The sequence below is a fragment of the Roseateles sp. genome, from assembly GCF_036404855.1.
In the GTDB taxonomy this organism is placed as follows: domain Bacteria; phylum Pseudomonadota; class Gammaproteobacteria; order Burkholderiales; family Burkholderiaceae_C; genus Pelomonas.
This window is the reverse complement of the sequence record NZ_DASWYS010000047.1, coordinates 1-20362: the sequence shown is the minus strand read 5'-3', so window position 1 is coordinate 20362 and position 20362 is coordinate 1. Positions and strand designations below refer to the sequence as shown.

General features: G+C 67.2%; 20 protein-coding genes and 1 other RNA gene. 4 read left to right on the top strand and 17 right to left on the bottom strand.

Annotation, left to right across the window (positions count from 1 at the left end; translation table 11 throughout):
- From VGF12_RS02795 to gyrA, 17 genes are all read right to left on the bottom strand, one after another.
- The coding region (locus tag VGF12_RS02795; protein ID WP_331174524.1) for a glycosyltransferase at positions 1–691 on the bottom strand (691 nt) is incomplete at its 3' end.
- Entirely contained in the window at positions 688–1245 is a 558-nt protein-coding gene (gmhB, locus tag VGF12_RS02790; protein WP_331174523.1) for a D-glycero-beta-D-manno-heptose 1,7-bisphosphate 7-phosphatase, read from the bottom strand. The genes VGF12_RS02795 and gmhB, both read right to left, overlap by 4 nt.
- Entirely contained in the window at positions 1245–1739 is a 495-nt protein-coding gene (locus VGF12_RS02785; protein ID WP_331174522.1) for an adenylyltransferase/cytidyltransferase family protein, read from the bottom strand. The genes gmhB and VGF12_RS02785 overlap by 1 nt, the downstream gene beginning before the upstream one ends.
- Positions 1736–2671, bottom strand: a complete 936-nt coding sequence (gene rfaE1 / locus VGF12_RS02780) for a D-glycero-beta-D-manno-heptose-7-phosphate kinase (protein WP_331174521.1) — start codon at positions 2669–2671, stop codon at positions 1736–1738. The genes VGF12_RS02785 and rfaE1 overlap by 4 nt, the downstream gene beginning before the upstream one ends.
- Positions 2671–3240 carry a D-sedoheptulose 7-phosphate isomerase gene (locus VGF12_RS02775; RefSeq protein WP_331174520.1) on the bottom strand — a complete coding sequence of 190 codons (570 nt, stop codon included), beginning with the start codon at positions 3238–3240 and terminating at the stop codon, positions 2671–2673. The genes rfaE1 and VGF12_RS02775 overlap by 1 nt, the downstream gene beginning before the upstream one ends.
- A 106-nt stretch (positions 3241–3346) precedes the next feature.
- Positions 3347–4291, bottom strand: a complete 945-nt coding sequence (locus tag VGF12_RS02770) for a glycosyltransferase family 32 protein (RefSeq protein ID WP_331174519.1) — start codon at positions 4289–4291, stop codon at positions 3347–3349.
- Positions 4288–5034, bottom strand: coding sequence for a glycosyltransferase (locus VGF12_RS02765; RefSeq protein ID WP_331174518.1), 747 nt, complete (start codon positions 5032–5034; stop codon positions 4288–4290). Before VGF12_RS02765 ends, VGF12_RS02770 begins: the two co-directional genes overlap by 4 nt.
- Positions 5018–6160, bottom strand: coding sequence for a lipopolysaccharide assembly protein LapB (gene lapB, locus VGF12_RS02760; RefSeq protein WP_331174517.1), 1143 nt, complete (start codon positions 6158–6160; stop codon positions 5018–5020). The genes VGF12_RS02765 and lapB overlap by 17 nt, the downstream gene beginning before the upstream one ends.
- Positions 6150–6449 (bottom strand): LapA family protein, encoded by a 300-nt coding sequence (locus VGF12_RS02755; RefSeq protein WP_331174516.1) that lies wholly within the window; start codon positions 6447–6449, stop codon positions 6150–6152. Before VGF12_RS02755 ends, lapB begins: the two co-directional genes overlap by 11 nt.
- 16 nt (positions 6450–6465) lie before the next feature.
- Positions 6466–6765, bottom strand: a complete 300-nt coding sequence (locus tag VGF12_RS02750) for an integration host factor subunit beta (RefSeq protein ID WP_056202110.1) — start codon at positions 6763–6765, stop codon at positions 6466–6468.
- Between the two features lie 116 nt (positions 6766–6881).
- A complete protein-coding gene (rpsA, locus tag VGF12_RS02745) occupies positions 6882–8597 on the bottom strand; it encodes a 30S ribosomal protein S1 (protein ID WP_331174515.1) in 1716 nt (571 codons plus the stop codon).
- A 202-nt stretch (positions 8598–8799) separates the two neighbouring features.
- A complete protein-coding gene (locus tag VGF12_RS02740) occupies positions 8800–10800 on the bottom strand; it encodes a bifunctional 3-phosphoshikimate 1-carboxyvinyltransferase/cytidylate kinase (RefSeq protein WP_331174514.1) in 2001 nt (666 codons plus the stop codon).
- Positions 10800–11696, bottom strand: a complete 897-nt coding sequence (locus VGF12_RS02735; RefSeq protein WP_331174513.1) for a prephenate dehydrogenase — start codon at positions 11694–11696, stop codon at positions 10800–10802. The genes VGF12_RS02740 and VGF12_RS02735 overlap by 1 nt, the downstream gene beginning before the upstream one ends.
- A gap of 9 nt (positions 11697–11705) precedes the next feature.
- Positions 11706–12803 (bottom strand): prephenate dehydratase, encoded by a 1098-nt coding sequence (gene pheA / locus VGF12_RS02730; protein ID WP_331174512.1) that lies wholly within the window; start codon positions 12801–12803, stop codon positions 11706–11708.
- Positions 12796–13884 (bottom strand): 3-phosphoserine/phosphohydroxythreonine transaminase, encoded by a 1089-nt coding sequence (serC, locus tag VGF12_RS02725; protein WP_331174511.1) that lies wholly within the window; start codon positions 13882–13884, stop codon positions 12796–12798. Before serC ends, pheA begins: the two co-directional genes overlap by 8 nt.
- A gap of 12 nt (positions 13885–13896) precedes the next feature.
- Positions 13897–14484, bottom strand: coding sequence for a DUF2059 domain-containing protein (locus VGF12_RS02720; protein ID WP_331174510.1), 588 nt, complete (start codon positions 14482–14484; stop codon positions 13897–13899).
- Between the two features lie 5 nt (positions 14485–14489).
- Positions 14490–17132, bottom strand: coding sequence for a DNA gyrase subunit A (gyrA, locus tag VGF12_RS02715; RefSeq protein WP_331174509.1), 2643 nt, complete (start codon positions 17130–17132; stop codon positions 14490–14492).
- A 266-nt stretch (positions 17133–17398) separates the two neighbouring features.
- Between gyrA and ompA the strand changes: the two genes are divergently transcribed.
- The 4 genes from ompA to ssrA all read left to right on the top strand — a co-directional run bounded on the left by ompA (position 17399) and on the right by ssrA (position 19897).
- Positions 17399–18055, top strand: a complete 657-nt coding sequence (gene ompA, locus VGF12_RS02710) for an outer membrane protein OmpA (protein ID WP_331174508.1) — start codon at positions 17399–17401, stop codon at positions 18053–18055.
- 77 nt (positions 18056–18132) lie between these two features.
- Positions 18133–18837 (top strand): bifunctional 2-polyprenyl-6-hydroxyphenol methylase/3-demethylubiquinol 3-O-methyltransferase UbiG, encoded by a 705-nt coding sequence (ubiG, locus tag VGF12_RS02705; RefSeq protein ID WP_331174507.1) that lies wholly within the window; start codon positions 18133–18135, stop codon positions 18835–18837.
- Positions 18834–19511, top strand: a complete 678-nt coding sequence (locus tag VGF12_RS02700) for an HAD-IA family hydrolase (RefSeq protein ID WP_331174506.1) — start codon at positions 18834–18836, stop codon at positions 19509–19511. The genes ubiG and VGF12_RS02700 overlap by 4 nt, the downstream gene beginning before the upstream one ends.
- 13 nt (positions 19512–19524) lie before the next feature.
- Positions 19525–19897: a transfer-messenger RNA gene (gene ssrA, locus VGF12_RS02695) on the top strand.
- Positions 19898–20362 lie beyond the last annotated feature (465 nt).

Here is a 20362-nt window from a genome sequence, read left to right as displayed (position 1 = left end):
CGTGCGAGCGTTCGCCGCAGACGAGCAGCGTGAAGTCCCGGGCCAGGTTGCAGGCGGCAAAGGCCTCCAGCGTGCGGGCGAGGTTCTTGTTGGGCGTGGAGCCGACGAATAGCAGGTAGGGCCCTTGCAGCCCGTGGCGGGCACGCACGGACTGGAGCTCCTCGTCCGTGTGCGGCCTGAACTCGGGCGACACGCCCAGATGGACGACCTTGAGCCGCGCCGGGTCGCCGCCCACCAGGCGCAGGAAGTCCTGCCGTGTGTTCTCGCTGACGCAGATCAGCCGCGTGCCGTGGTCGCGCAGGTATTCGTAGTGGCGCAGCTTGCGCTGGCGCCGGGCCTCGCTGGGCTGGTTGATGTTGAGCGCGGCGTAGAGGTCGTGCACGGTGGCGACGAGGGGCACGCGCCAGGGGGGCTGGCGTTCGTCGGGCACATGCAGCAGCCCGCAGGCGGGGCGCGGCAGCGGCCAGACCGGGCCCCACCAGCAGCGGCTGGACAGCCGGTGACCCTGGGCCAGGCGCTCGCGCAACGTCCAGCGCGAGCGCTTGCACAACTGCAGCAGCTGGAACTCCTCGCCGGGCGGCAGTTGCAGCGCTGACAGTGCCTCGATGAGCTGGCGCGTGTAGCGAGCGATGCCGGTGCCGCGCTCGTCCGTGAGGTTGGTGGCCTCGATGGCGAAGGTGGGGGGCGTCATGTCACGGTGCCGGGTAGTGGCGGGATGCCCAGTGCGTCCAGCGCCCGTGGCAGGTCGAGGTGGTCCACGAGGTCCGTGCCTGGCTCGCCGTTCTTGGCGAGCCGCACGCACCGACCCACGCCCGCCGCGCGGCCGGCGTCGATGTCGGAGGGCTTGTCGCCGAACATCAGCGAACGGGCGAGGTCGATGCCCAGGGCCTGCGCGCTGCGCAGGATCATGCCGGGCGCGGGCTTGCGGCAGTCGCAGTCCACCGCGTAGCGGGCGACCTGCGCGGCGGGCAGGTGAGGGCAGTGTTCGATGGCGTCCAGCGTCACGCCCTGCCGGGCGAGGTCTTCACGCAACTGGTCGTGCAGCGCACGCACCGCAGCTTCGTCGTAGTAGCCGCGGGCGACGCCGGACTGGTTGGTCACGATGACCAGTGCGTAGCCCGCCGCCTGCAGCCGGCTCATCGCATCGACGGCGCCAGGCACGTAGGCGAAGTCCTCCCAGCGATAGACGTAGCCATGGTCGATGTTGATGACGCCGTCGCGGTCGAGGAAGGCGGCGGGGCGCATCAATTCGGCGCCCGAATGCGGTTGACGAGGGCCGTCGTCGAGTAGCCGTCGACGAACGGGATCGCGAGCGCATCGCCGCCCCAGGTCCGGACGAGGCGCGTCTCTTCGAGCGTCTCCATGTCGTAGTCGCCGCCCTTCACGTAGAGCTGTGGTCGCACACGTGCCAGCAGTTCGCAGGGTGTGCGCTCGTCGAAGAAGAGCACGGCGTCCACGGCCGCAAGGCCGGCGAGCACGAGGGCACGGTCGACGTCGCGGTTCAGCGGCCGGTCCGGCCCCTTGCCGAGCATGCGCGCTGACGCGTCCGAGTTGACGGCGACGACGAGACTGGCACCCCGTTGACGGGCCGCATGCAGGTAGGCGACGTGACCGCGGTGCAGTACGTCGAACACGCCGTTCGTGAACACCATGGGGCGGGCCAGCTGGGCCAGCCGTGCGGCCAGCGCCGCATCGTCCAGCGAGGCGGCGTCGATGAGCTTGTCTTCCAGAGCGCTCATGCGGCCAGCTCGTCGTAGCTGACCGTCGCCGTGCCGAACTTGCCGACGACGATGCCACCGGCCTTGTTGGCCAGGCGCATGGCGTCGGGCAGCGGCGCGCCGGCGCCAATCAGCACGGCCAACGTCGCGATCACCGTGTCGCCCGCGCCGGTCACGTCGAACACTTCGCGGGCACGCGCCGGCTCATGCGTGACGCCGTGGTCGTCGAACAGCGTCATGCCGTCTTCCGAGCGCGTCAGCAGCACGGCGCCAACATTGATGCCGGCGCGCAGCGCCTCGGCTTTGGCGCGTAGCTCGGCTTCGCCTTTCCAGGCGCCGGCCACCTGGGCCAGTTCGCCACGGTTGGGCGTGATGACGCTGGCGCCGGCATAGCGTTGGTAGTCGTTGCCTTTGGGATCCACCAGCACCGGCTTGCCCGCAGCCCTTGCCATGTCGATCATGCGCGGGATGTGGGTGAGGCCGCCCTTGCCGTAATCAGAGAACAGCACGACGTCATGGTGCGGCAGTTGCGCCGCGAAATCGTCCAGCATCTCGCCCAGCGCCTCGTGGTCGGGTTCGTTCTCGAAGTCCACGCGCAGCAGTTGCTGGGCCCGCCCGATGACGCGCAGCTTGACGATGGTGTAGAGCTGCTTGTCCTCGCGCAGCACGGTCTCGATGTCGCGGGCCTGCAGCAGCTCGCGCAGGCGACGGGCCGGCTCGTCCTGACCGACGACGGTCAGCAGCGTGGCCCGCGCGCCGAGGGTGCGGATGTTGAGCGCGACGTTGGCCGCGCCGCCCAGTCGCTCCTCCTCGCGCTCGATGCGCACGACCGGTACCGGTGCCTCGGGCGAGATGCGCTCGACGGCGCCATGCCAGTAGCGATCCAGCATCACGTCGCCAACGACGAGGATGCGGCGCGCGGCGAGCTGTTCGCGGCTGGGCAGGGCGCTCATCAAGCGAAGCCCATCTCGGACTCGATCAGGCCGCACAGGGTGTGACCGATCAGCAGGTGTGCTTCCTGGATGCGTGCGGTGACCGCATGCGGCACGATGATGCTGTCGTCGCACAGCGCGCCCAGCTTGCCGCCGTCGCGGCCCAGCAGGCCCAGTGTGTAGATGCCCATGGCCTTGGCGGCCTCGACAGCGCGCAGCACGTTGGCCGAATTGCCCGAGGTGGAGATGGCGATCAGGCCATCACCCGCGCGGCCCAGGCCTTGCACCTGGCGCGTGAACACGTCGTCGAAGCTGTAGTCGTTGCCGATGCAGGTCAGCGCCGAGCTGTCGGTGGTGAGAGCCATGCCCGCCAACGGACGGCGGTCCTTGATGAAGCGGCCCGTCAGCTCGGAGGCGAGATGCTGGCAGTCCGCTGCCGAGCCGCCATTGCCGCAGAACATCAGCTTGCCGCCTGAGGTCAACACGCCGGAAAGGCGTTTGCCGGCGGAAAGCACCTGCGGGTCGAGGACCGTCAGCACCTGCATCAGCTGTAGGTGCTCGGCGAGGTTGCTGAGAAACAGGGAACTCATGGGCAAACGCAGGGCTTTCGCCCGCCTGACGATCGATGTTTCAAGTATCGGCGATGGGGCCGCGCTGGTGGTTCATCGCCACCACCTGGCGGCCGTCTTGCGAGGCTCAGGCGTCGCGGGCCAGAAGGTGGCGCAGCGCGCTGAACGGTGAGACGAGGCCGCGCCGCCAGTTGCGCTCGACGATCTCCCGGTCCTCGCGGCGCAGTTTCAGCACGGCTGGCAGCACGCGGGGGCAGGGCACCAGGGCCAGCCTGGCGTAGAAGTGGCGCTTGCGCCAGCCCACCCCAGCCTGCCAGGCGAAGGGGCCGTCCTCGGCGCGCAGCAGCGCCAGGCGGGCGATTTGCGGCTCGCGGTCCAGAAGGTCGCTGGCGGCGACGTGCATCAGATGGTGCTGGGTGTCTTCGGTCAGTGCCTGCGCGACACGCGCGTACCGGCCTTCGGCGCGCAGCCGCTGCAGCAGCGCCTCGGCCCCTTCGTCCAGCGCGCGGTCCAGGGCCTGGGCCAGCGCCGTGACGAAGCGGCCACCGGGCGCCGAGGCCATCAGCCAGTTCTCGATGACGGGCAACTCCGGACGTGTCGTGACGCGGTCGAAGTAGAAGCCCACATAGTCCGCCGCACGGCGCTTGCGGGTTTCGTGCAGCCAGGCCAGGTCCCGGCTGAGCATCATGGAGGCGTCCATCCATATGCCGCCATGCCGGGCGAGCAACTGGACGCTCAGCCATTCGGCCTGGTGGCGGGCGGGCAGGGCGTCGAAGTCGGCGCGCAGCTCGGGCAGCCAGGCGCCCATGCTGGTGCGGTCCAGCAGCCGAACCTCGTGGTCGGGTGCGCTGCGGCGCCAGTTGTCCAGGCAGGCCTGGATGAAGGCCGGCGCCGGCGACGGCTGCCAGTACGTCCAGATGATCTTGGGGATCTCGTCCTGGCGCAACGGCGCACTGTCGCCCACCATGACGGCGCGCGTCTGCGCCGGCACCCGAGCCCGAAGCACCGTGGCCAGTTCGCGAAGCAGCAGGCCGGCCAAGATGGCCAGCAGCGCGAGCGGCAGGACGCTCATTCGCGCCCGTGGTCGGTGATCCAGCGCGCCGGTCGGGCGTGCCGCCAGTTGCCGTTGCTGCGGCCGGCCAGCGCGTCGGGCGGGTTCATGACACCGTGGAAGATCAGGATGCGCGCGCCCGGGGGCACGAAGGGGTCACGCCAGTAGCTGGTCGGCCAGGCCGGGATGCAGTGGTACTTGTAGCTGGCGCACCAGGCGGCGTTCCAGTACTGGAGCTTGCCCTGGCGGTGCAGCACGGCCGAGAGGAAGGCCTGCTCGTTGCGATACTCGGCCTTGGCCTTGGCCTGGTCGGCGACGAACTCCGTCAGCACATCCTGGTGGGCGCCCAGCTCCCAGCGGTAGACCGAGGAGTTGCCGGTGATGCGCCAGGGGCGCTTCCAGTCATGGATGATGAGGAAGTCGCCAGGCGCCTCGAAGAAGGGCGTGATGTCGTCGACGATGACGACGTCCAGGTCCAGGAACAGCGCCGTGCCGCTCAGGCCGTACTCGCGGACGAGTACCGGGCTGAAGGTGGTCAGCTTCTTCCAGCCGCGCTCGGGTTCGCCGTTGGGCAGCGTCAGCTCCGGGATGGGGAAGCACTTCACCTCGCCGCGTATCCCTTCGGTGCGGTCGGTCAGGCAGACGAACTCGAAGTCGCCGCGCAGGTGGCGGCGCACCATGGCATAGAGGCGGTTGACGTACTCGGGGCCGTACTTGGTGCCCCACTTCATGCAGACGATGGTGCGCTTAGAGTTCTTCGACATGGCGCGGAGGATAGGTGTCCCAGTTGAGGCAACCGGGGCATTGCCAGAAATAGTGGGCGGCCTCGAAGCCGCAGGCGGCGCAGCGGTAGCGCAGCAGCGGCTTGGTGGCCTTCTCGAGCGTCTGCACCAGGGGCGCGGCTTCGTCGGCTGGCAGCGCTGCGGCGTTGAGCTTGAGCAACTCGGTGGCCGCAGACAGCGCAGGCTGCTCGCGCAGATGCGCCGCAAGGCGCTCGCGCTGCGGGCCGGGCTGCAACGTCGCCAGAGCTCGCAGCAAATGCATGCTGGGCGCGCGCTGGTATTGCTCCAGCAGCAGCGCAATGGCGCGTTCCGGCTGTCCCAGGTTCTGGGCGGCCGTGGCGCAGTCGGCAGCGACGAGGTTGAATGCGGCCGGGTTGGCCACCAGCAGCTTGTTGAAGGTCGCGAAGGCCGCCTCGGGCTGGCCGGCTTTCAGCAGCAACTGACCCTGCAGCACATAGGCACGCGCGGCTTCGGGCTCGCGGCGCTGGGCCTGGCCAAGCAGCTCCTGGGCCAGGTCGGGGTGGCCCTGGGACTGGGCGACCAGGGCCTGCTCGCACAGGTAGTGCGCGATGCGGCCAGAGAACGAGCCGGTGCCTGCGGCCTCCAGCTCGGCGGCGACCTCGGCAGCCTTGGACCAGTCGCGCGAGCGCTCGTACAGCGACAGCAGCGCCAGCCGCGCCTCGCGCTCGAAGGCAGTGCCGCGCAGCTCGGCGTAGGCAGCCTCGGCACGGTCGAACAGGCCGGCCTTGAAGAAGTCCTGGGCCAGCTCGTGCTGGGCGCGGTCGCGGTCGGCCTTGGGCAGGTCGCCACGGCGCAGCAGGTGTTCGTGCACGCGCACGGCACGCTCCGTCTCGCCGCGGCGGCGGAACAGGCTGCCGAGGGCGAAGTGCAGCTCGGAGGTGTCGGGGTCGTTCTGGACGGCCTCGATGAAGGCGTCGATGGCCTTGTCCTGCTGTTCGTTGAGCAGCAGGTTCAGGCCCTTGAAGTAGGCCTTGGGAGATTCACGCTGTTCGAGCTTCCACTGCCGCGAATCGAGCTTGGAAGCCAGCCAGCCGAGGACGAAGACGACGGGCAGGACGAAGAGCAGCCAGCGCGGATCAAACTCCATCTTGGTGGGCGGCGAAGGGCGTTGCGGGCGACTCGGGCGCCGGGATGGGGGTGTCGGGTGAGGGTTCGGCGCGTTGCGCGGCGCGGCGGTGGCGCCACCAAGCGGGCACCATGGCCAGCACGCCGAACGCGGCACCGAAGCCAAAGGCCAGCAGCACGATGATGACCTGCGGCGCACGCCACTCGTGGCCGAAGAACCAGTGAACTACGGCCTCATGGCTGTTGTTCAGCGCGAACGCGAACAGCGTGAAGAAGAGCAGGGCCCGCAAGATCCAGACGAGGGTGCGCATGGCTGCGGATTCTGGCTCAGGCGTCCGTGACCGGGAGGTGCTTGTCCACGGCTTCGCGCAGCGCCTTGCCGGGCTTGAAGTGCGGCGCCAGCTTCTCGGGGATCATGACCTGCTCGCCGCTGCGCGGATTGCGGCCTACGCGGGGCGGGCGGCGGCTGATGGAAAAGCTGCCGAAACCGCGGATCTCGATGCGGTGGCCGCGCGCCAGGGCGTCGCTCATCGCGTCGAGGATGGTCTTGACCGCGAACTCAGTGTCCCGCTGGGTCAGTTGGCCAAATCGTTCGGCGAGGACGGCAACGAGGTCGGAGCGGGTCATGACGGGACTTTGCAGGATTCGGAATTGAAACAGGCCCGCTGGCGAGGCCGGCGAGCCTGTGGGGAGCATACCCGGCCCCGGAGCGAATTGCTCGAGGCCGGGTGGTCAACGAGGGCTTAGTTGCCCTGGTTGTCCAGCTTGGCGCGCAGCAGGGCGCCCAGGCTGGTCGTGCCGGCGTTTTCGCGCTCGTTCGACTGGCTGATGCGCTGCATGGCTTCCTGCTGGTCCGCGTTGTCCTTGGCCTTGATGGACAGCTGGATGTTGCGGGTCTTGCGGTCGACGTTGACGATGACGGCGGTGACTTCGTCGCCTTCCTTCAGCACGTTGCGGGCGTCTTCCACGCGATCGCGGGAGATTTCCGAAGCGCGCAGGTAGGCCATCACGCCGTCGGCCAGTTCGATCTCAGCACCGCGCGGATCCACGGTCTTGACCTTGCCGGTCACCGAAGCGCCACGGTCGTTGATCGTGGTGAAGGCGGTGAAGGGGTCGCTGTCCAGCTGCTTGATGCCCAGGGAGATGCGCTCGCGCTCGACGTCCACGGCCAGCACGACGGCTTCGACTTCCTGGCCCTTCTTGAAGTTGCGAACGGCGGTCTCGCCGGACTCGTCCCAGGACAGGTCGGACAGGTGCACCAGGCCGTCGATGCCTTGGGCCAGGCCCACGAACACGCCGAAGTCGGTGATGGACTTGACCGGGCCCTTGACCTTGTCGCCGCGCTTGACGTTCTCGGCGAACTCTTCCCACGGGTTGGCCTTGCACTGCTTCATGCCCAGGCTGATGCGGCGCTTGTCTTCGTCGATCTCCAGGACCATGACTTCGACTTCGTCGCCCAGCGAGACCAGCTTGCTGGGGGCGATGTTCTTGTTGGTCCAGTCCATTTCGGAGACGTGCACCAGGCCTTCGATGCCCGGCTCGATCTCGACGAACGCGCCGTAGTCGGCGATGTTCGTGACCTTGCCGAACAGGCGCGTGCCGGTCGGGTAGCGGCGGGCGACGCCGAACCACGGGTCGTCACCCAGTTGCTTGATGCCCAGCGAGACGCGGTTCTTCTCGGCGTCGAACTTCAGGACCTTGGCGGTCAGCTCTTGACCCACCGTCACCACTTCGCTCGGGTGACGGACACGGCGCCAGGCCATGTCGGTGATGTGCAGCAGGCCGTCGATGCCGCCCAGGTCCACGAACGCACCGTACTCGGTGATGTTCTTGACCACGCCGTTGACGATGGCGCCTTCGGACAGCGTTTCGAGCAGCTTGGCGCGCTCTTCACCCATGGAGGCTTCGACCACCGCGCGACGCGACAGCACAACGTTGTTGCGCTTGCGGTCGAGCTTGATGACCTTGAATTCCATGGTCTTGCCCTCGAACGGGCTCATGTCCTTCACCGGGCGGGTGTCCAGCAGCGAACCGGGCAGGAAGGCGCGGATGCCGTTGACGAGGACGGTCAGGCCGCCCTTGACCTTGCCGGAGACGGTGCCGGTCACGAAGTCGCCGGACTCCAGGGCCGTTTCCAGGCTCAGCCACGAGGCCAGGCGCTTGGCCTTGTCGCGCGACAGGATGGTGTCGCCGTAGCCGTTTTCGATGGCATCGATGGCGACGGAGACGAAGTCGCCGACCTGGACTTCCAGTTCGCCCTGGTCGTTCTTGAATTCGTCGATGGGCACATAGGCCTCGGACTTCAGGCCGGCGTTGACGACGACGAAGTTGTGTTCGACACGAACGACTTCAGCCGAGATCACTTCGCCGGCGCGCATGTCGGAGCGCTGCAGCGACTCCTCGAACATGGCGGCAAAGGATTCCATGCCGGAAGCTTGGGCGGTTTGGGTTTGGGACATGTTGGTTAGATCCTGATGCGCCGGCAGCCAATTGGAGCTACCGGGCGCGGCGGTGTAGGCAAGCCTACGGGGTTAGGTTGTTGACATCGCCGGCCACGAGTAACTTGCGTTGCTCATGGCAACCGAACTGGCGTTCGGTGCTGGCCGGCGGGCCTTGTGCCTTGCGGCGTGGCTTCTCAGGCCTGGGCTCACCCGACTCGCGTCAGAAGGGCCGGCGCTTTTGCCACCAAACGAGGACCTGATCCACCGAAGCTTCGATGGTCAGTGCCGAGTTGTCGAGCAGTTGCGCGTCCTGCGCGGGAGTCAGCGGCGAGGCCGAGCGGTTCTTGTCCCGTTCGTCACGCGCCTCCAAATCTTCGCGCAAGCTCTCGATATTAGCGGAAATCCCTTTGGAAATCAATTGCTTATACCGCCGCTCGGCACGTGTGGCGGCGCTGGCTGTCAGGAAGACCTTGAGCTCGGCATCCGGAAAGATGGCCGTACCCATGTCGCGGCCATCCGCGACGAGGCCGGGCAGGCGGCGGAAATCCAGCTGCAGCTGGTTCAGCGCCAGGCGCACCTCGGGGTGCGCGGCGACCTGGGAGGCCAGCAGGCCGGTGGCTTCGGCGCGCAGCCGGGCGCTGACGTCCTCCTGGCCGAGGAACACATGGCCTTCGCTGAAGCGCAGCTGGAGCGTCGGCACGATCGCGGCGACGGCCGGGCCGTCGTCCAGGTCCAGGCCGGCGCGGCGGGCCGCGAGGCCGGTGACCCGGTAGAGGGCGCCGGAGTCCAGCACGCCAAAGCCCAGCGCCTTGCCGACCTCATCGGCCAGCGTGCCCTTGCCGGACGCGGTGGGGCCGTCGATGGTGATGACAGGCACGTCGGCCGCATCGACGCGGACGACACCGAACAGCGTCTCGAAGTAGTCCGGGAATGTCTTGGCGACGCAGTGCGGCTCGAGGATGCGCACCGGAACGGCGGCGTCGGTGACCAGGCCATTGAACGCGGCCAGCGAGAAACACATGGCGACGCGGTGGTCGTCATAGGTGTGGATGGCAGAAGCCTTCCAGTCCCGCAGCGGCTCGACGCGGATCCAGTCCGGGCCTTCGTCGACGGTTGCGCCCAGCTTGCGCAGCTCGGTGGCCATCGCGGCGATGCGATCGGTCTCCTTGACACGCCAGCTGGCGATGTTGGTCAGCGTCGTCGGACCGTCCGCGTAGAGGGCCATGACGGTCAGCGTCATCGCCGCGTCGGGAATGTGGTTGCAGTCCAGCGTGATGCCCTTGAGGGGCCAGGCGCCGCGGCGGACCTCCAGCCAGTTCGGGCCCGCCTTCACTTCGGCGCCCATGGCCGCGGCGGCCTCGATGAAGCGCACGTCACCCTGCAGGGACTCGTTGCCGACGCCTTCGATGCGCAGGGGCGCGTTGGTGGCGGCGATGGCGCCCAGGCCGACGAAATAGGACGCCGACGACGCGTCACCCTCGACGAAGATCTCGCCGGGCGAGCGGTAGCGGCTGCCGGCCGGGATGATGAAGGCGGCCCATCCCTCGCGTTGGACCTCGATGCCGAAGCGCGCCAGCAGGGCCAGCGTGATCTCGATGTAGGGCTTGGAGATCAGTTCGCCGATGACCTCGATGCGGATGTCGCGCTCGGCCACCAGCGGCAGCGCCAGCAGTACGGCGGTGAGGAACTGGCTGGAGACGTCGCCGCGCACGCGCACGGGTGAGTCCAGCGACAGCGACGACGGGCCGCGCAGCCGCAACGGCGGGTAGCCGGGGCTGCCGAGGTCGTCGATCTCGCAGCCCAGGCCGCGCAGTGCGTCGACAAGGTCCCCGATGGGGCGCTCGTGCATGCGTGGCACGCCCGAAACCTCGAAGCTGCCGCCCTGGGTGGCGGCCAGCACCGCGAGGGCCGCGGTGAGCGGGCGCATGGCCGTGCCGGCGTTGCCGAGGAAGAGCTGGGCCTGCTTGGCCAGCAGCTTGCCGCCGAGGCCGACGATGCTGACCGTGTCGCCTTCGCGGGCGACGCCGCAGCCCAGCGTCCGCAGGGCGTCGAGCATGACGGCGGTGTCGTCGGAGGCCAGCAGGTCGCGGACGATGGTGCGACCTTCGCTCAACGCCGCCAGCAGCAGCACGCGGTTGGAGATGCTCTTGGAGCCGGGCAGGCGAACGGTGCCTGCGGCGCCGCGCAGCGGCGGCAGGTCGAGGAAGGGGATCTTGAACATCACTTGCCGGCCGGGCGGCCGGGAGGGAGGGCAGGGAGGGAGGTGCCCCAGGCTTCGCGGCCTTCGGCGATGGGCCGCAGCGCGGCTTCAAGCGCAGCTGCGTCGCCGGCCTCGATCAGGGCTTCCAGTTGGTCCAGCATGGTGCGAAACCGCTTGGACTGGGCCAGTACCTCGTGCTTGTTAGCCAGCAGGATGTCGCGCCAGACGGCCGGCTCGCCGGCCGCAATGCGCGTGAAGTCGCGGAAGCCCGGGCCGGCCAGGCTGAGATAGTCGCGAGCGGCGGGTTGCTCGGCGATGGCCTGGAAATAGGCGAATGCCAGCAGGTGCGGCAGGTGGCTGACAGCGGCGAAGGCGGCGTCATGGTTGTGCGGCCGCATCTTCAGCACGGTGGCGCCCAGCGCCGACCAGATGTCGGTCGCGCGCTGCACGAGCACCTGGTTGGTGAAGGGTTGGGGCGTCAGGATGACCTGGCGGCCCTCGTACAGTGCGGCCTCGGCATGCTGCACGCCGCCCAACTCCTTGCCCGCGATGGGATGGCAAGGCACGAAACTGGCGGCGCGCTCGCCCAAGGCACGGCGCGAGGCTTCGATGACGTCGCACTTGGTGGAGCCGACGTCCATGAAGAGCACGCCCGGATTCACGAGGTGGCGGATGGCCTTCAGCGTGCTCTCGGTGGCCGAGACCGGCACGGCGATCAGGACGATGTCCGAGCCCGACACGGCCTGCAGCGCCGACTCGGCCGCCACGTCGATGACGCCTAGCTTCTTGGCCAGCTCCGTCGTGGATGGCGACTTGCTGTAGCCGACGACGCGGCGCACGAGGCCCGCCTTCTTCATTGCCAGCGCGAAGCTGCCGCCCATCAGGCCGCATCCGATCACGCCAAGCTGCTGAAACATGGATCGCCTTTACGCTTTGACCGGGTAGGCACCCAGGATCTTGAAGAAGGCGCAGAGCTCGCGCAACTCCGTCAGCGCCGCGGCGACGTGGGGCTGGCTGGGATGGCCGTCGAGGTCGATGTAGAAGTAGTAGTCCCACTGACCGGTGCGGGCCGGGCGGGATTCCAGGCGGGTCATGGACACCCCGTGGGTCTTCAGCGGCACCAGCAGGTCATGCATGGCGCCGGGCCGGTTGGGCACCGAGACGACCAGGCTGGTGCAGTCGCGGCCCGTGGCCGGCGGCGTGGCCATGGTCTGCGGCAGGCAGATGACGGCGAATCGGGTGCGGTTGTAGGCCTCGTCCTGGACGGCATGGGCCGTGATGTGCAGGCCGAAGAGTGTCGATGCACGCTCGCTGCCCAGGGCTGCCCAGGCCGGGTTGGTCGCGGCCAGGCGGGCGCCTTCGGCGTTGCTGGACACGGCACGGCGCTCGGCGTCGGGCACGTGCTTGTTCAGCCAGTTCTGGCACTGGGCCAGCGCCTGTGGATGCGCCAGCACGGCCTCGATGCCGTGCATGGACGGCTCCTTGCGCATCAGGTTGTGGCGGATCAGCAGGCTGACTTCGCCGACGACGTGGCAGGGCGTGTGCAGGAACAGGTCCAGCGAGCGCGTGACGACGCCCTCGGTCATGTTCTCGACGCCGACGACGCCAAACTGAGCGCCGCCGCTGGCCGTGGCGTGGAAGACCTCGTCGAAACTGGCACAGTAGGTCATGTCGGCCGCGCCGCCGAAGTACTCAATGGCCGCTTGCTCGCAGAAGGTGCCGACAGGGCCCAGCACGGCGACGCGTTGCGGCGACTCCAGCGCCAGGCAGGCGGACATGATCTCGCGCCAGATCGCGGACACATGCTCGGCCTTCAAGGGGCCGGGGTTGGCGGCGCGGATCTTGTCGATGACCTGGGCGACGCGGTCCGGGCGGAAGAACGGCGTGCCCTCGGCGCGCTTAATCTCGCCGACCTGTTCGGCCACATGGGCGCGCTGGTTCAGCAGGAGCAGCAGTTGCTTGTCCAGGCTGTCGATCTGGTCGCGCAACGCGAGCAGGGCCTGGGAAGCGACGGGTTCAACCATGGCGGGCCTCGAAATCCTTCAGGAAGCCGACCAGCGCCTGTACGCCTTCCAGCGGCATCGCGTTGTAGATGGAGGCGCGCATGCCGCCCACCGACTTGTGGCCCTTGAGCTGTAGCAGGCCGGCGCTCCTGGCTTCCGCGAGAAAGCGCTCATTGAGCGTCTCGTCCTTCAGGAAGAAGGGCACATTCATGCGCGAGCGGCAACTCGGCTCGACGCGGTTCTCGTAGAAGCCTGAGGCGTCCAGCGCCGAATAGAGCAGGGCGGCCTTGTCGATATTGCGCTGCTCGATGGCCGCAAGACCGCGCCTGCCGGCGTACTCGAGGCCCTTGACCCACTGGAACACCAGGCCGGCGACGTAGATGCCGAAGGTCGGCGGCGTGTTGTACATGGAATTGTTCGCCGCCACGGTCTCGTAGTTGAAGGCTGTGGGGCAAATGTCCATGGCGTGCCCCAGCAGGTCTTCGCGGACGAACACCAGGGTCAGCCCGGCCGGGCCGATGTTCTTCTGGGCGCCGCCGAACGCGAGTCCCACGCGGGTCCAGTCGATGGGGCGCGACAGCAGATGGGACGAGCAGTCGATGACGAGGGGGGCGCCGTTGGCGAGGCGAGGCAGGTCGTGGAACTCCACGCCGTCGATGGTCTCGTTGGTGCACACGTGCACGTAGGCGGCGTCGTCGCGCAACTGCCAGTTCGCGGGAATGCTGCGCCCGTTGCCTTCTGCGGCGACATGCACGTCCGCGTAGCGGCGCGCCTCGGCCGCGCTCTTGCGCGACCACGAGCCGGTGACGACCGCGTCGACCTTGCCGCCACGGCTGAGGTTGAGCGGGACGATGGCGTTCTCGCCCAGGCCGCCGCCCTGCATGAACAGGATGCGGAAGTTGGACGGCACCGCCAGCAGGTCGCGCAGGTCGGCCAGCGCCGTTTCCAGGATGACGCCGAACTCCTTGCCGCGGTGGCTCATCTCCATGACGCTCATGCCGCTGCCGTGCCAGTCCAGCATCTCGGCGGCCACCTGGCTCAGCACAGTTTCGGGCAGGGTGGCGGGGCCGGCGGAGAAATTGAACGGGCGGGACGAGGTCATCGAGAGTGGAGGCTACTTCTTGGGTGTAGGTGCGGGTGTTGCTGCCTTGGGCGCGGAGGCGCCGGGTGCCGGCTGCCCCAGATGCTTGGCGATGTTGGCGTGCAGGGTCTTGAGCCGCCCGTCCAGCGTCGGGCCGGCTTCGGCCATGACCTTCTGCGCCACGGCCTTCTGCAACTCAAGGCTGGCGAGACCGAACTTCTGGCTGACCGGAGATTCTGCCCAGGCCAGGACCTGCTTCAGTTCGTCCTCGTTGAAGCGTTCGTCCAGCAGCGCCGAAGCGGTGTTCGGCACGGCCTTGGAGATCTTGTCCTTCAGGTAGGGCGCGTTCTCCTCAATGAACTTCTTCAGCTCGCCATCCATGGCCTTGGCCGTGGCGTCGCGCTTCTCCGCGGGGACCTGCTGCAGCGCGGCGCGGCCGGCCTGGGTCAGTTGGGACAGCGGGCCCTGGATGATGCTGGTGGTCAGGCCTTCGGCCAATCCCTGCTGTTGCAGCGCCACGATCTTGTCGATCAGGGCCTTCTTGGTGGGCGACGGCTGGGCCAGCGCGGTGCCGGTGGCCAGGGCCAGTGCGAGGGCCAGGCCCAGCTTGCGAGAGGTCATGTCAGTCAGTCCTTAGGGGCTTCGGGGGATTCGCCGGTCGGGTCGGTGTCGCCGCCTTCGGAGCCGGCCTCGGCTTCGTTGGCGTCGTTCTCGACGATGCGCTGCAGGCCCGACAGCTTGGCGCCGTCGTCCAATGCGATCAGCGTGACGCCCTGCGTCGCGCGGCCGAGTTCACGGATTTCGCTGACGCGCGTGCGCACCAGCACCCCCTTGTCAGTGATCAGCATGATCTCGTCCTCCGGGCGCACCAACGTGGCGGCGACAACGCGGCCGTTGCGCTCGCTCTGCTGGATGGCGATCATGCCCTTGGTGCCGCGGCCATGGCGGGTGTACTCGACGATGCTAGTGCGCTTGCCGTAGCCGTTTTCGGTGGCGGTCAGCACGCTCTGGGTTTCATCCTCGGCCACCAGCATGGCGATCAGGCGCTGATCAGGCTCCAGCATCATGCCGCGCACGCCGCGGGCGGTGCGGCCCATGGGGCGCACGTCGTCTTCGTCGAAGCGCACGGCCTTGCCACCGTCGCTGAACAGCATCACGTCATGGTGGCCGTCCGTCAGCGCGGCGCCGATGAGGTGGTCGCCCTCGTCGAGGTCGACGGAAATGATGCCGGCCTTGCGCGGGTTGCTGAAATCCTTGAGCGACGTCTTCTTCACGGTGCCCATGGCCGTGGCCATGAAGATGAAGTGGTCCTCAGGGAAGCTGCGGAACTCGCCGGTCAGCGGCAACACGACGGTGATTTTCTCGTCAGCCTGCAGCGGGAACATGTTGACGATGGGCTTGCCGCGCGAGTTGCGCGAGCCCTGCGGCACCTCCCAGACCTTGAGCCAGTAGACGCGGCCGCGGTTGGAGAAGCACAGGATCCAGTCGTGTGTGTTGGCGATGAAGAGCTGGTCGATCCAGTCGTCGTCCTTGGTGGCCGTCGCCTGCTTGCCGCGACCTCCGCGGCGCTGGGCGCGGTACTCGCTCAGCGCCTGGCTCTTGATGTAGCCGGTGTGCGAGAGCGTGACGACCATGTCGGTCGGCGTAATCAGGTCTTCGGTGCCCAGTTCTTGTGCGTTGTGCTCGATGACGCTGCGGCGGGCGCCCAGCTTCGTCTGGCCGAACTCGGTCTTCAGCTGCGTCAGCTCGTCGCTGATGATGGTCGTCACGCGCGCGGGCGTGGCCAGGATGTCCAGCAGGTCGGCGATCTCGGCCATCACGTCGCGGTATTCGCCGACGATCTTGTCCTGCTCCAGCCCGGTCAGGCGTTGCAGGCGCATCTGCAGGATTTCGCTGGCCTGGGCGTCGGACAGGCGATAGAGGCCGTCGGTCTGCATGCCGAAATGGGCTTCCAGACCTTCCGGGCGGTAAGCCTCGCTGCCGCCTTCGGCGCGCGCCAGCATCTCGCGCACCAGGGACGAGTCCCAGCTCTTGGCCATCAGCGCAGCCTTGGCGACCGGGGGCGTCGGCGAGGACTTGATGGTCTCGATGAACTCATCAATGTTGGCCAGCGCGACGGCCAGGCCTTCCAGCACGTGGCCGCGTTCGCGCGCCTTGCGCAGTTCATAGATCGTGCGGCGGGTCACCACCTCGCGGCGGTGCTCCAGGAACACGATGACCATGTCGCGCAGATTGCAGAGCTTGGGCTGGCCGTCGACAAGGGCGACCATGTTCATGCCGAAGCTGTCCTGCAGCTGGGTCTGCTTGTAGAGGTTGTTCAGCACCACCTCGGGGACTTCACCGCGCTTGAGCTCGATGACGACGCGCATGCCCGACTTGTCGGACTCGTCCTGGATGTGGCTGATGCCCTCGATCTTCTTCTCGTGCACCAGTTCGGCGATGCGCTCGAGCAGCGTCTTCTTGTTGACCTGGTACGGGATCTCGTCAACGATGATGGCCTGCCGGGCGCCCTTGTCGATGTCCTCGAAGTGCACCTTGGCGCGCATCACCACACGGCCACGGCCGGTGCGGTAGCCGTCGCGCACGCCAGCCAGGCCATAGATGATGCCGGCGGTCGGAAAGTCGGGCGCCGGGATGATCTCCATCAGCTCGTCGACCGTGCATTCCGGGCGCTTCAGCGCGAACAGGCAGGCGTCGACGACTTCATTCAGGTTGTGCGGCGGGATATTCGTCGCCATACCCACGGCAATACCCGCAGAACCGTTGACCAGCAGTTGCGGCAAACGGGTCGGCAGAACCAGCGGCTCCTTATGGCTGCCGTCGTAGTTGGGCCCGAAATCGACGGTTTCCTTGTCGATGTCGGCCAGCATTTCATGGGCGATCTTGTCGAGGCGAATTTCGGTGTATCGCATCGCCGCGGCGTTATCGCCGTCGATGGAACCGAAGTTGCCTTGGCCGTCGATCAGCATGTGGCGCAAGCTGAATGGCTGGGCCATGCGGACGATGGTGTCGTAAATCGCCGAGTCGCCATGCGGGTGGTATTTACCCATGGTCTCACCCACGGCCTGCGCACTCTTGCGGTACTTGGCGTTGTAGGTGTTGCCCATCTCGTTCATCGCGTACAGAACGCGGCGGTGCACCGGCTTGAGGCCGTCGCGTGCATCGGGCAGCGCACGTCCGACGATCACGCTCATGGCGTAATCGAGGTAGGAACGGCGCATCTCCTCCTCGAGGCTGATCGGGAGGGTTTCCTTGGCGAACTGGGTCATGCGGGCTCGATCACGCGTGCGCTACACGGGCGCGACGTCGTCAGGATGTAGGTGAAAGGCGCAAATTCTACGCGGCGCGCCCCCTGTAGCAGCAGCGCAACATCGTCACGGTGCCCATGAACGTAGGCCGCCACAATGCATCTGTCCCGGTGCCCCCATGGCACAATCGTCGAGTCCCTAGGAGAAACCCTAAAGTCTCTCCTGAGGTTAGAGGTTCGAGTACAGACTCTCGCAGGGCAACTGCGGCATTCCTTGAGAGGAGAATCATGAAGAAACTGAATCGCGTGGCGTCGCTGTTTGCGATGGCTGCAGTCGCCGCCGCGGCATCGACGGCGTCGGCACAAGCCATTGACAACTGGCGCGCAACCGACGGCACCGTCTGGAAGAACGGTACCAACGAATATTGCTGGCGCGACAACTTCTGGACGCCGGCGACGGCCGCCAAGGGTTGCGACGGCGAAATCAAGCCGGCACCCAAGGCCGAAGAGCCGAAGCCCGTTGCTCCCCCGCCCCCGGCTCCTCCGCCGGCTCCGCCGAAGCCCGTGCCCCCGCCGCCCGCTCCGGTCAGCGAGAAGGTCACCTTCGCCGCCGACGCCTTCTTCGACTTCGACAAGTCGACGCTGAAGCCCGAAGCCACCGCCAAGCTGGACGATCTGGTCAGCAAGACCAAGGGCATCAACCTGGAAGTCATCATCGCCGTTGGCCACACCGACTCGATCGGTAGCGATGCTTACAACCAGAAGCTGTCGATCCGCCGCTCGGAAGCCGTCAAGGCCTACCTGGTGAGCAAGGGCGTCGAGCCGAATCGCGTCTACACCGAAGGCAAGGGCGAGAAGCAGCCCGTGGCCGACAACAAGACCGCCGAAGGCCGCGCCAAGAACCGCCGCACCGAGATCGAAGTCGTCGGTACGCGCAACAAGTAAGCTCAGCGCCTTCGGGCGCTTTGCGCAAAGCCCCGCACGGCCCGCCGTCGGGGCTTTTTGTTTTTTCCGAAACCGTCATGACGATCAACGCCGACCCGCAAGAACTCGCCAAATTCGGCGAGCTGGCCCACCACTGGTGGGACCCCGAAAGTGACTTCAAGCCCCTGCACCAGATCAATCCGCTGCGTCTGGGCTGGATACAGCAGCTCTGCCCGCTGGCGGGAAAGCGCGTCGTGGACGTCGGCTGCGGCGGCGGCATCCTGAGCGATTCCATGGCGAGGGTGGGCGCCCAGGTGCTTGGCATCGACCTGTCGACCAAGCCTCTTCGTGTCGCCGAGCTGCATGCCATGGAGGCCGGCACGGAGGGCGTGGAATACCGCGAGATCGCGGTCGAGGCCCTGGCGGCTGAACAGCCCGCCAGCTTCGATGCGGTCACCTGCATGGAGATGCTGGAGCATGTGCCCGACCCGGCGTCGGTCGTGCGCGCCTGTGCCACGCTGGTCAAGCCGGGCGGCTGGGTGTTCCTCTCGACACTGAACCGCAATGCCAAGGCCTTCCTGCTCGCCATCGTCGGCGCCGAGTACGTGATGAACATGCTGCCCAAGGGCACCCACGAGTACGCGCGTTTTCTGCGTCCGTCCGAGCTTGCGCAGTTCTGCCGCGATGCGGGTCTCGAGCCGCAGGAGAGCCGCGGCCTGACCTACAACCCTTTGACTCAGCGCTACAGCCTGGGAAGCGACACAGGGGTCAATTACCTGATGGCCTGCCGGCGTCCGCTGTGAGGGGGCTGGCGCCGCGTTGGGCGCAGTTGCGTGCAGTGCTGTTCGACCTGGACGGCACCCTGATCGACAGCGCAGAGGATCTCGCGCGCGCAGCCAACGCCATGCGCGCCGCGCGGGGCCTGGCGCTGCTGCCACTCGCGCAGTACCGGCCGCATGGCGGGTCAGGGGCGCGGGGCATGCTGGGCCAGGCCTTCGGCAGCGCCCCGGGCCAGGCCGGCTACGAGGAGCTCAAGCGCGAGTTCCTCGACCGCTATGAAGCGCTGATGTACGACTGCACCAGGCCCTTTGCCGGCATCGACGCGGAGCTGGCGGGCCTTGCCGCGGCCGGGCTGGTCTGGGGCATCGTCACCAACAAGGCCGAGCGTTTCGCGCTGCCCCTGACGTCCGCTTTGGGGCTCGGCGCAGCGACGGTCGTAGGCGGCGACACGACGGCACATGCCAAACCGCACCCCGCCCCGCTGCTGGAGGCGGCGCGCCGCCTGGGGGTGGCTCCGCAGGCCTGCCTTTACGTCGGCGACGATGAGCGCGACGTCATCGCCGGGCAGGCTGCCGGCATGGCGACGGCGGTGGCGGCCTGGGGCTATCTGGGTCCACAGGCCGATCATGGTCGCTGGGGCGCCGATATCCAGCTGATCGCACCCGGGGACCTCTTGAAACAGCTCGGTCTGGCCTAAACTACCGGGTTCTGGGGCCGACCTGGTTTCGACGTGGGTGCGGATCCGGAGTAGGGCATGCCGAGCACCAGTCCGCTCGTAAAACCACTGGAAACAAAGTAACTGCAAACGACTCTACGTTCGCACTCGCCGCTTAATTGCGGATGAGCTTCTCAACGGCAGGCCGATGGGCCGGGCTGAGTTCCGCAAGGGGCAAGGCTGAGAAGTCACTCACATCGGCTGGCGTCTTGCCGGGTCACTCGGCAGGGCGTGAGATCAAGTGACTGGCGGGAAAACTAGCGTGCCATTGCGCGAGTTGACCGTGAGATTCAAATCAACCGGCTAAGCATGTAGATCTGCCCGGTGATGGCTTGCGGACGGGGGTTCAATTCCCCCCGGCTCCACCATCTAAGACAGCCCCCGCCAATGAAAGACCATTGGCGGGGGCTTCGCTTTTTGGCCTCGGATTGGCGCAGATTGGCGTTCGATTCGCACGTGATCCGCACGCAGATTCGCACGTGAAAAGGCCGCCTCTTCAGTCTGTGTCAGAACGGCTACGACGGCCACGATGGCAAAACGCCCCGAGGTCATCGGGGCGTTTTTTGTTTGGTGCGCCCAGCATGGGCGCACTCCTACGGGTGCAAGTCCCGTCGTAAGTTGATCACGACGAACGAAGCGAAGCGCAACTGCACGAGGGCGACCGAATGTGGGAAGGAAGCGTGGAGCGTAAATCGCGAGCCGATGAACAAGAACCGCATAGAAGGCGCTGCCGAGCAGGGCGAGCGGGCCATGAACCGCGAAGCTCTCGTGATCAAGGCGAGGCGGCGTAGATGTGGCGGCTGTGCGATGAAGGAGTGCGTGCCTTACCTGGG

Coding starts and splice junctions, on each gene's coding strand:
- gmhB (WP_331174523.1), bottom strand. CDS start 1,245: ATGCGCCCCGCCGCCTTCCTCGACCGCGACGGCGTCATCAACATCGAC.
- VGF12_RS02785 (WP_331174522.1), bottom strand. CDS start 1,739: ATGAGCGCTCTGGAAGACAAGCTCATCGACGCCGCCTCGCTGGACGAT.
- rfaE1 (WP_331174521.1), bottom strand. CDS start 2,671: ATGAGCGCCCTGCCCAGCCGCGAACAGCTCGCCGCGCGCCGCATCCTC.
- VGF12_RS02775 (WP_331174520.1), bottom strand. CDS start 3,240: ATGAGTTCCCTGTTTCTCAGCAACCTCGCCGAGCACCTACAGCTGATG.
- VGF12_RS02770 (WP_331174519.1), bottom strand. CDS start 4,291: ATGAGCGTCCTGCCGCTCGCGCTGCTGGCCATCTTGGCCGGCCTGCTG.
- VGF12_RS02765 (WP_331174518.1), bottom strand. CDS start 5,034: ATGTCGAAGAACTCTAAGCGCACCATCGTCTGCATGAAGTGGGGCACC.
- lapB (WP_331174517.1), bottom strand. CDS start 6,160: ATGGAGTTTGATCCGCGCTGGCTGCTCTTCGTCCTGCCCGTCGTCTTC.
- VGF12_RS02755 (WP_331174516.1), bottom strand. CDS start 6,449: ATGCGCACCCTCGTCTGGATCTTGCGGGCCCTGCTCTTCTTCACGCTG.
- VGF12_RS02750 (WP_056202110.1), bottom strand. CDS start 6,765: ATGACCCGCTCCGACCTCGTTGCCGTCCTCGCCGAACGATTTGGCCAA.
- rpsA (WP_331174515.1), bottom strand. CDS start 8,597: ATGTCCCAAACCCAAACCGCCCAAGCTTCCGGCATGGAATCCTTTGCC.
- VGF12_RS02740 (WP_331174514.1), bottom strand. CDS start 10,800: ATGTTCAAGATCCCCTTCCTCGACCTGCCGCCGCTGCGCGGCGCCGCA.
- VGF12_RS02735 (WP_331174513.1), bottom strand. CDS start 11,696: ATGTTTCAGCAGCTTGGCGTGATCGGATGCGGCCTGATGGGCGGCAGC.
- pheA (WP_331174512.1), bottom strand. CDS start 12,803: ATGGTTGAACCCGTCGCTTCCCAGGCCCTGCTCGCGTTGCGCGACCAG.
- serC (WP_331174511.1), bottom strand. CDS start 13,884: ATGACCTCGTCCCGCCCGTTCAATTTCTCCGCCGGCCCCGCCACCCTG.
- VGF12_RS02720 (WP_331174510.1), bottom strand. CDS start 14,484: ATGACCTCTCGCAAGCTGGGCCTGGCCCTCGCACTGGCCCTGGCCACC.
- gyrA (WP_331174509.1), bottom strand. CDS start 17,132: ATGACCCAGTTCGCCAAGGAAACCCTCCCGATCAGCCTCGAGGAGGAG.
- ompA (WP_331174508.1), top strand. CDS start 17,399: ATGAAGAAACTGAATCGCGTGGCGTCGCTGTTTGCGATGGCTGCAGTC.
- ubiG (WP_331174507.1), top strand. CDS start 18,133: ATGACGATCAACGCCGACCCGCAAGAACTCGCCAAATTCGGCGAGCTG.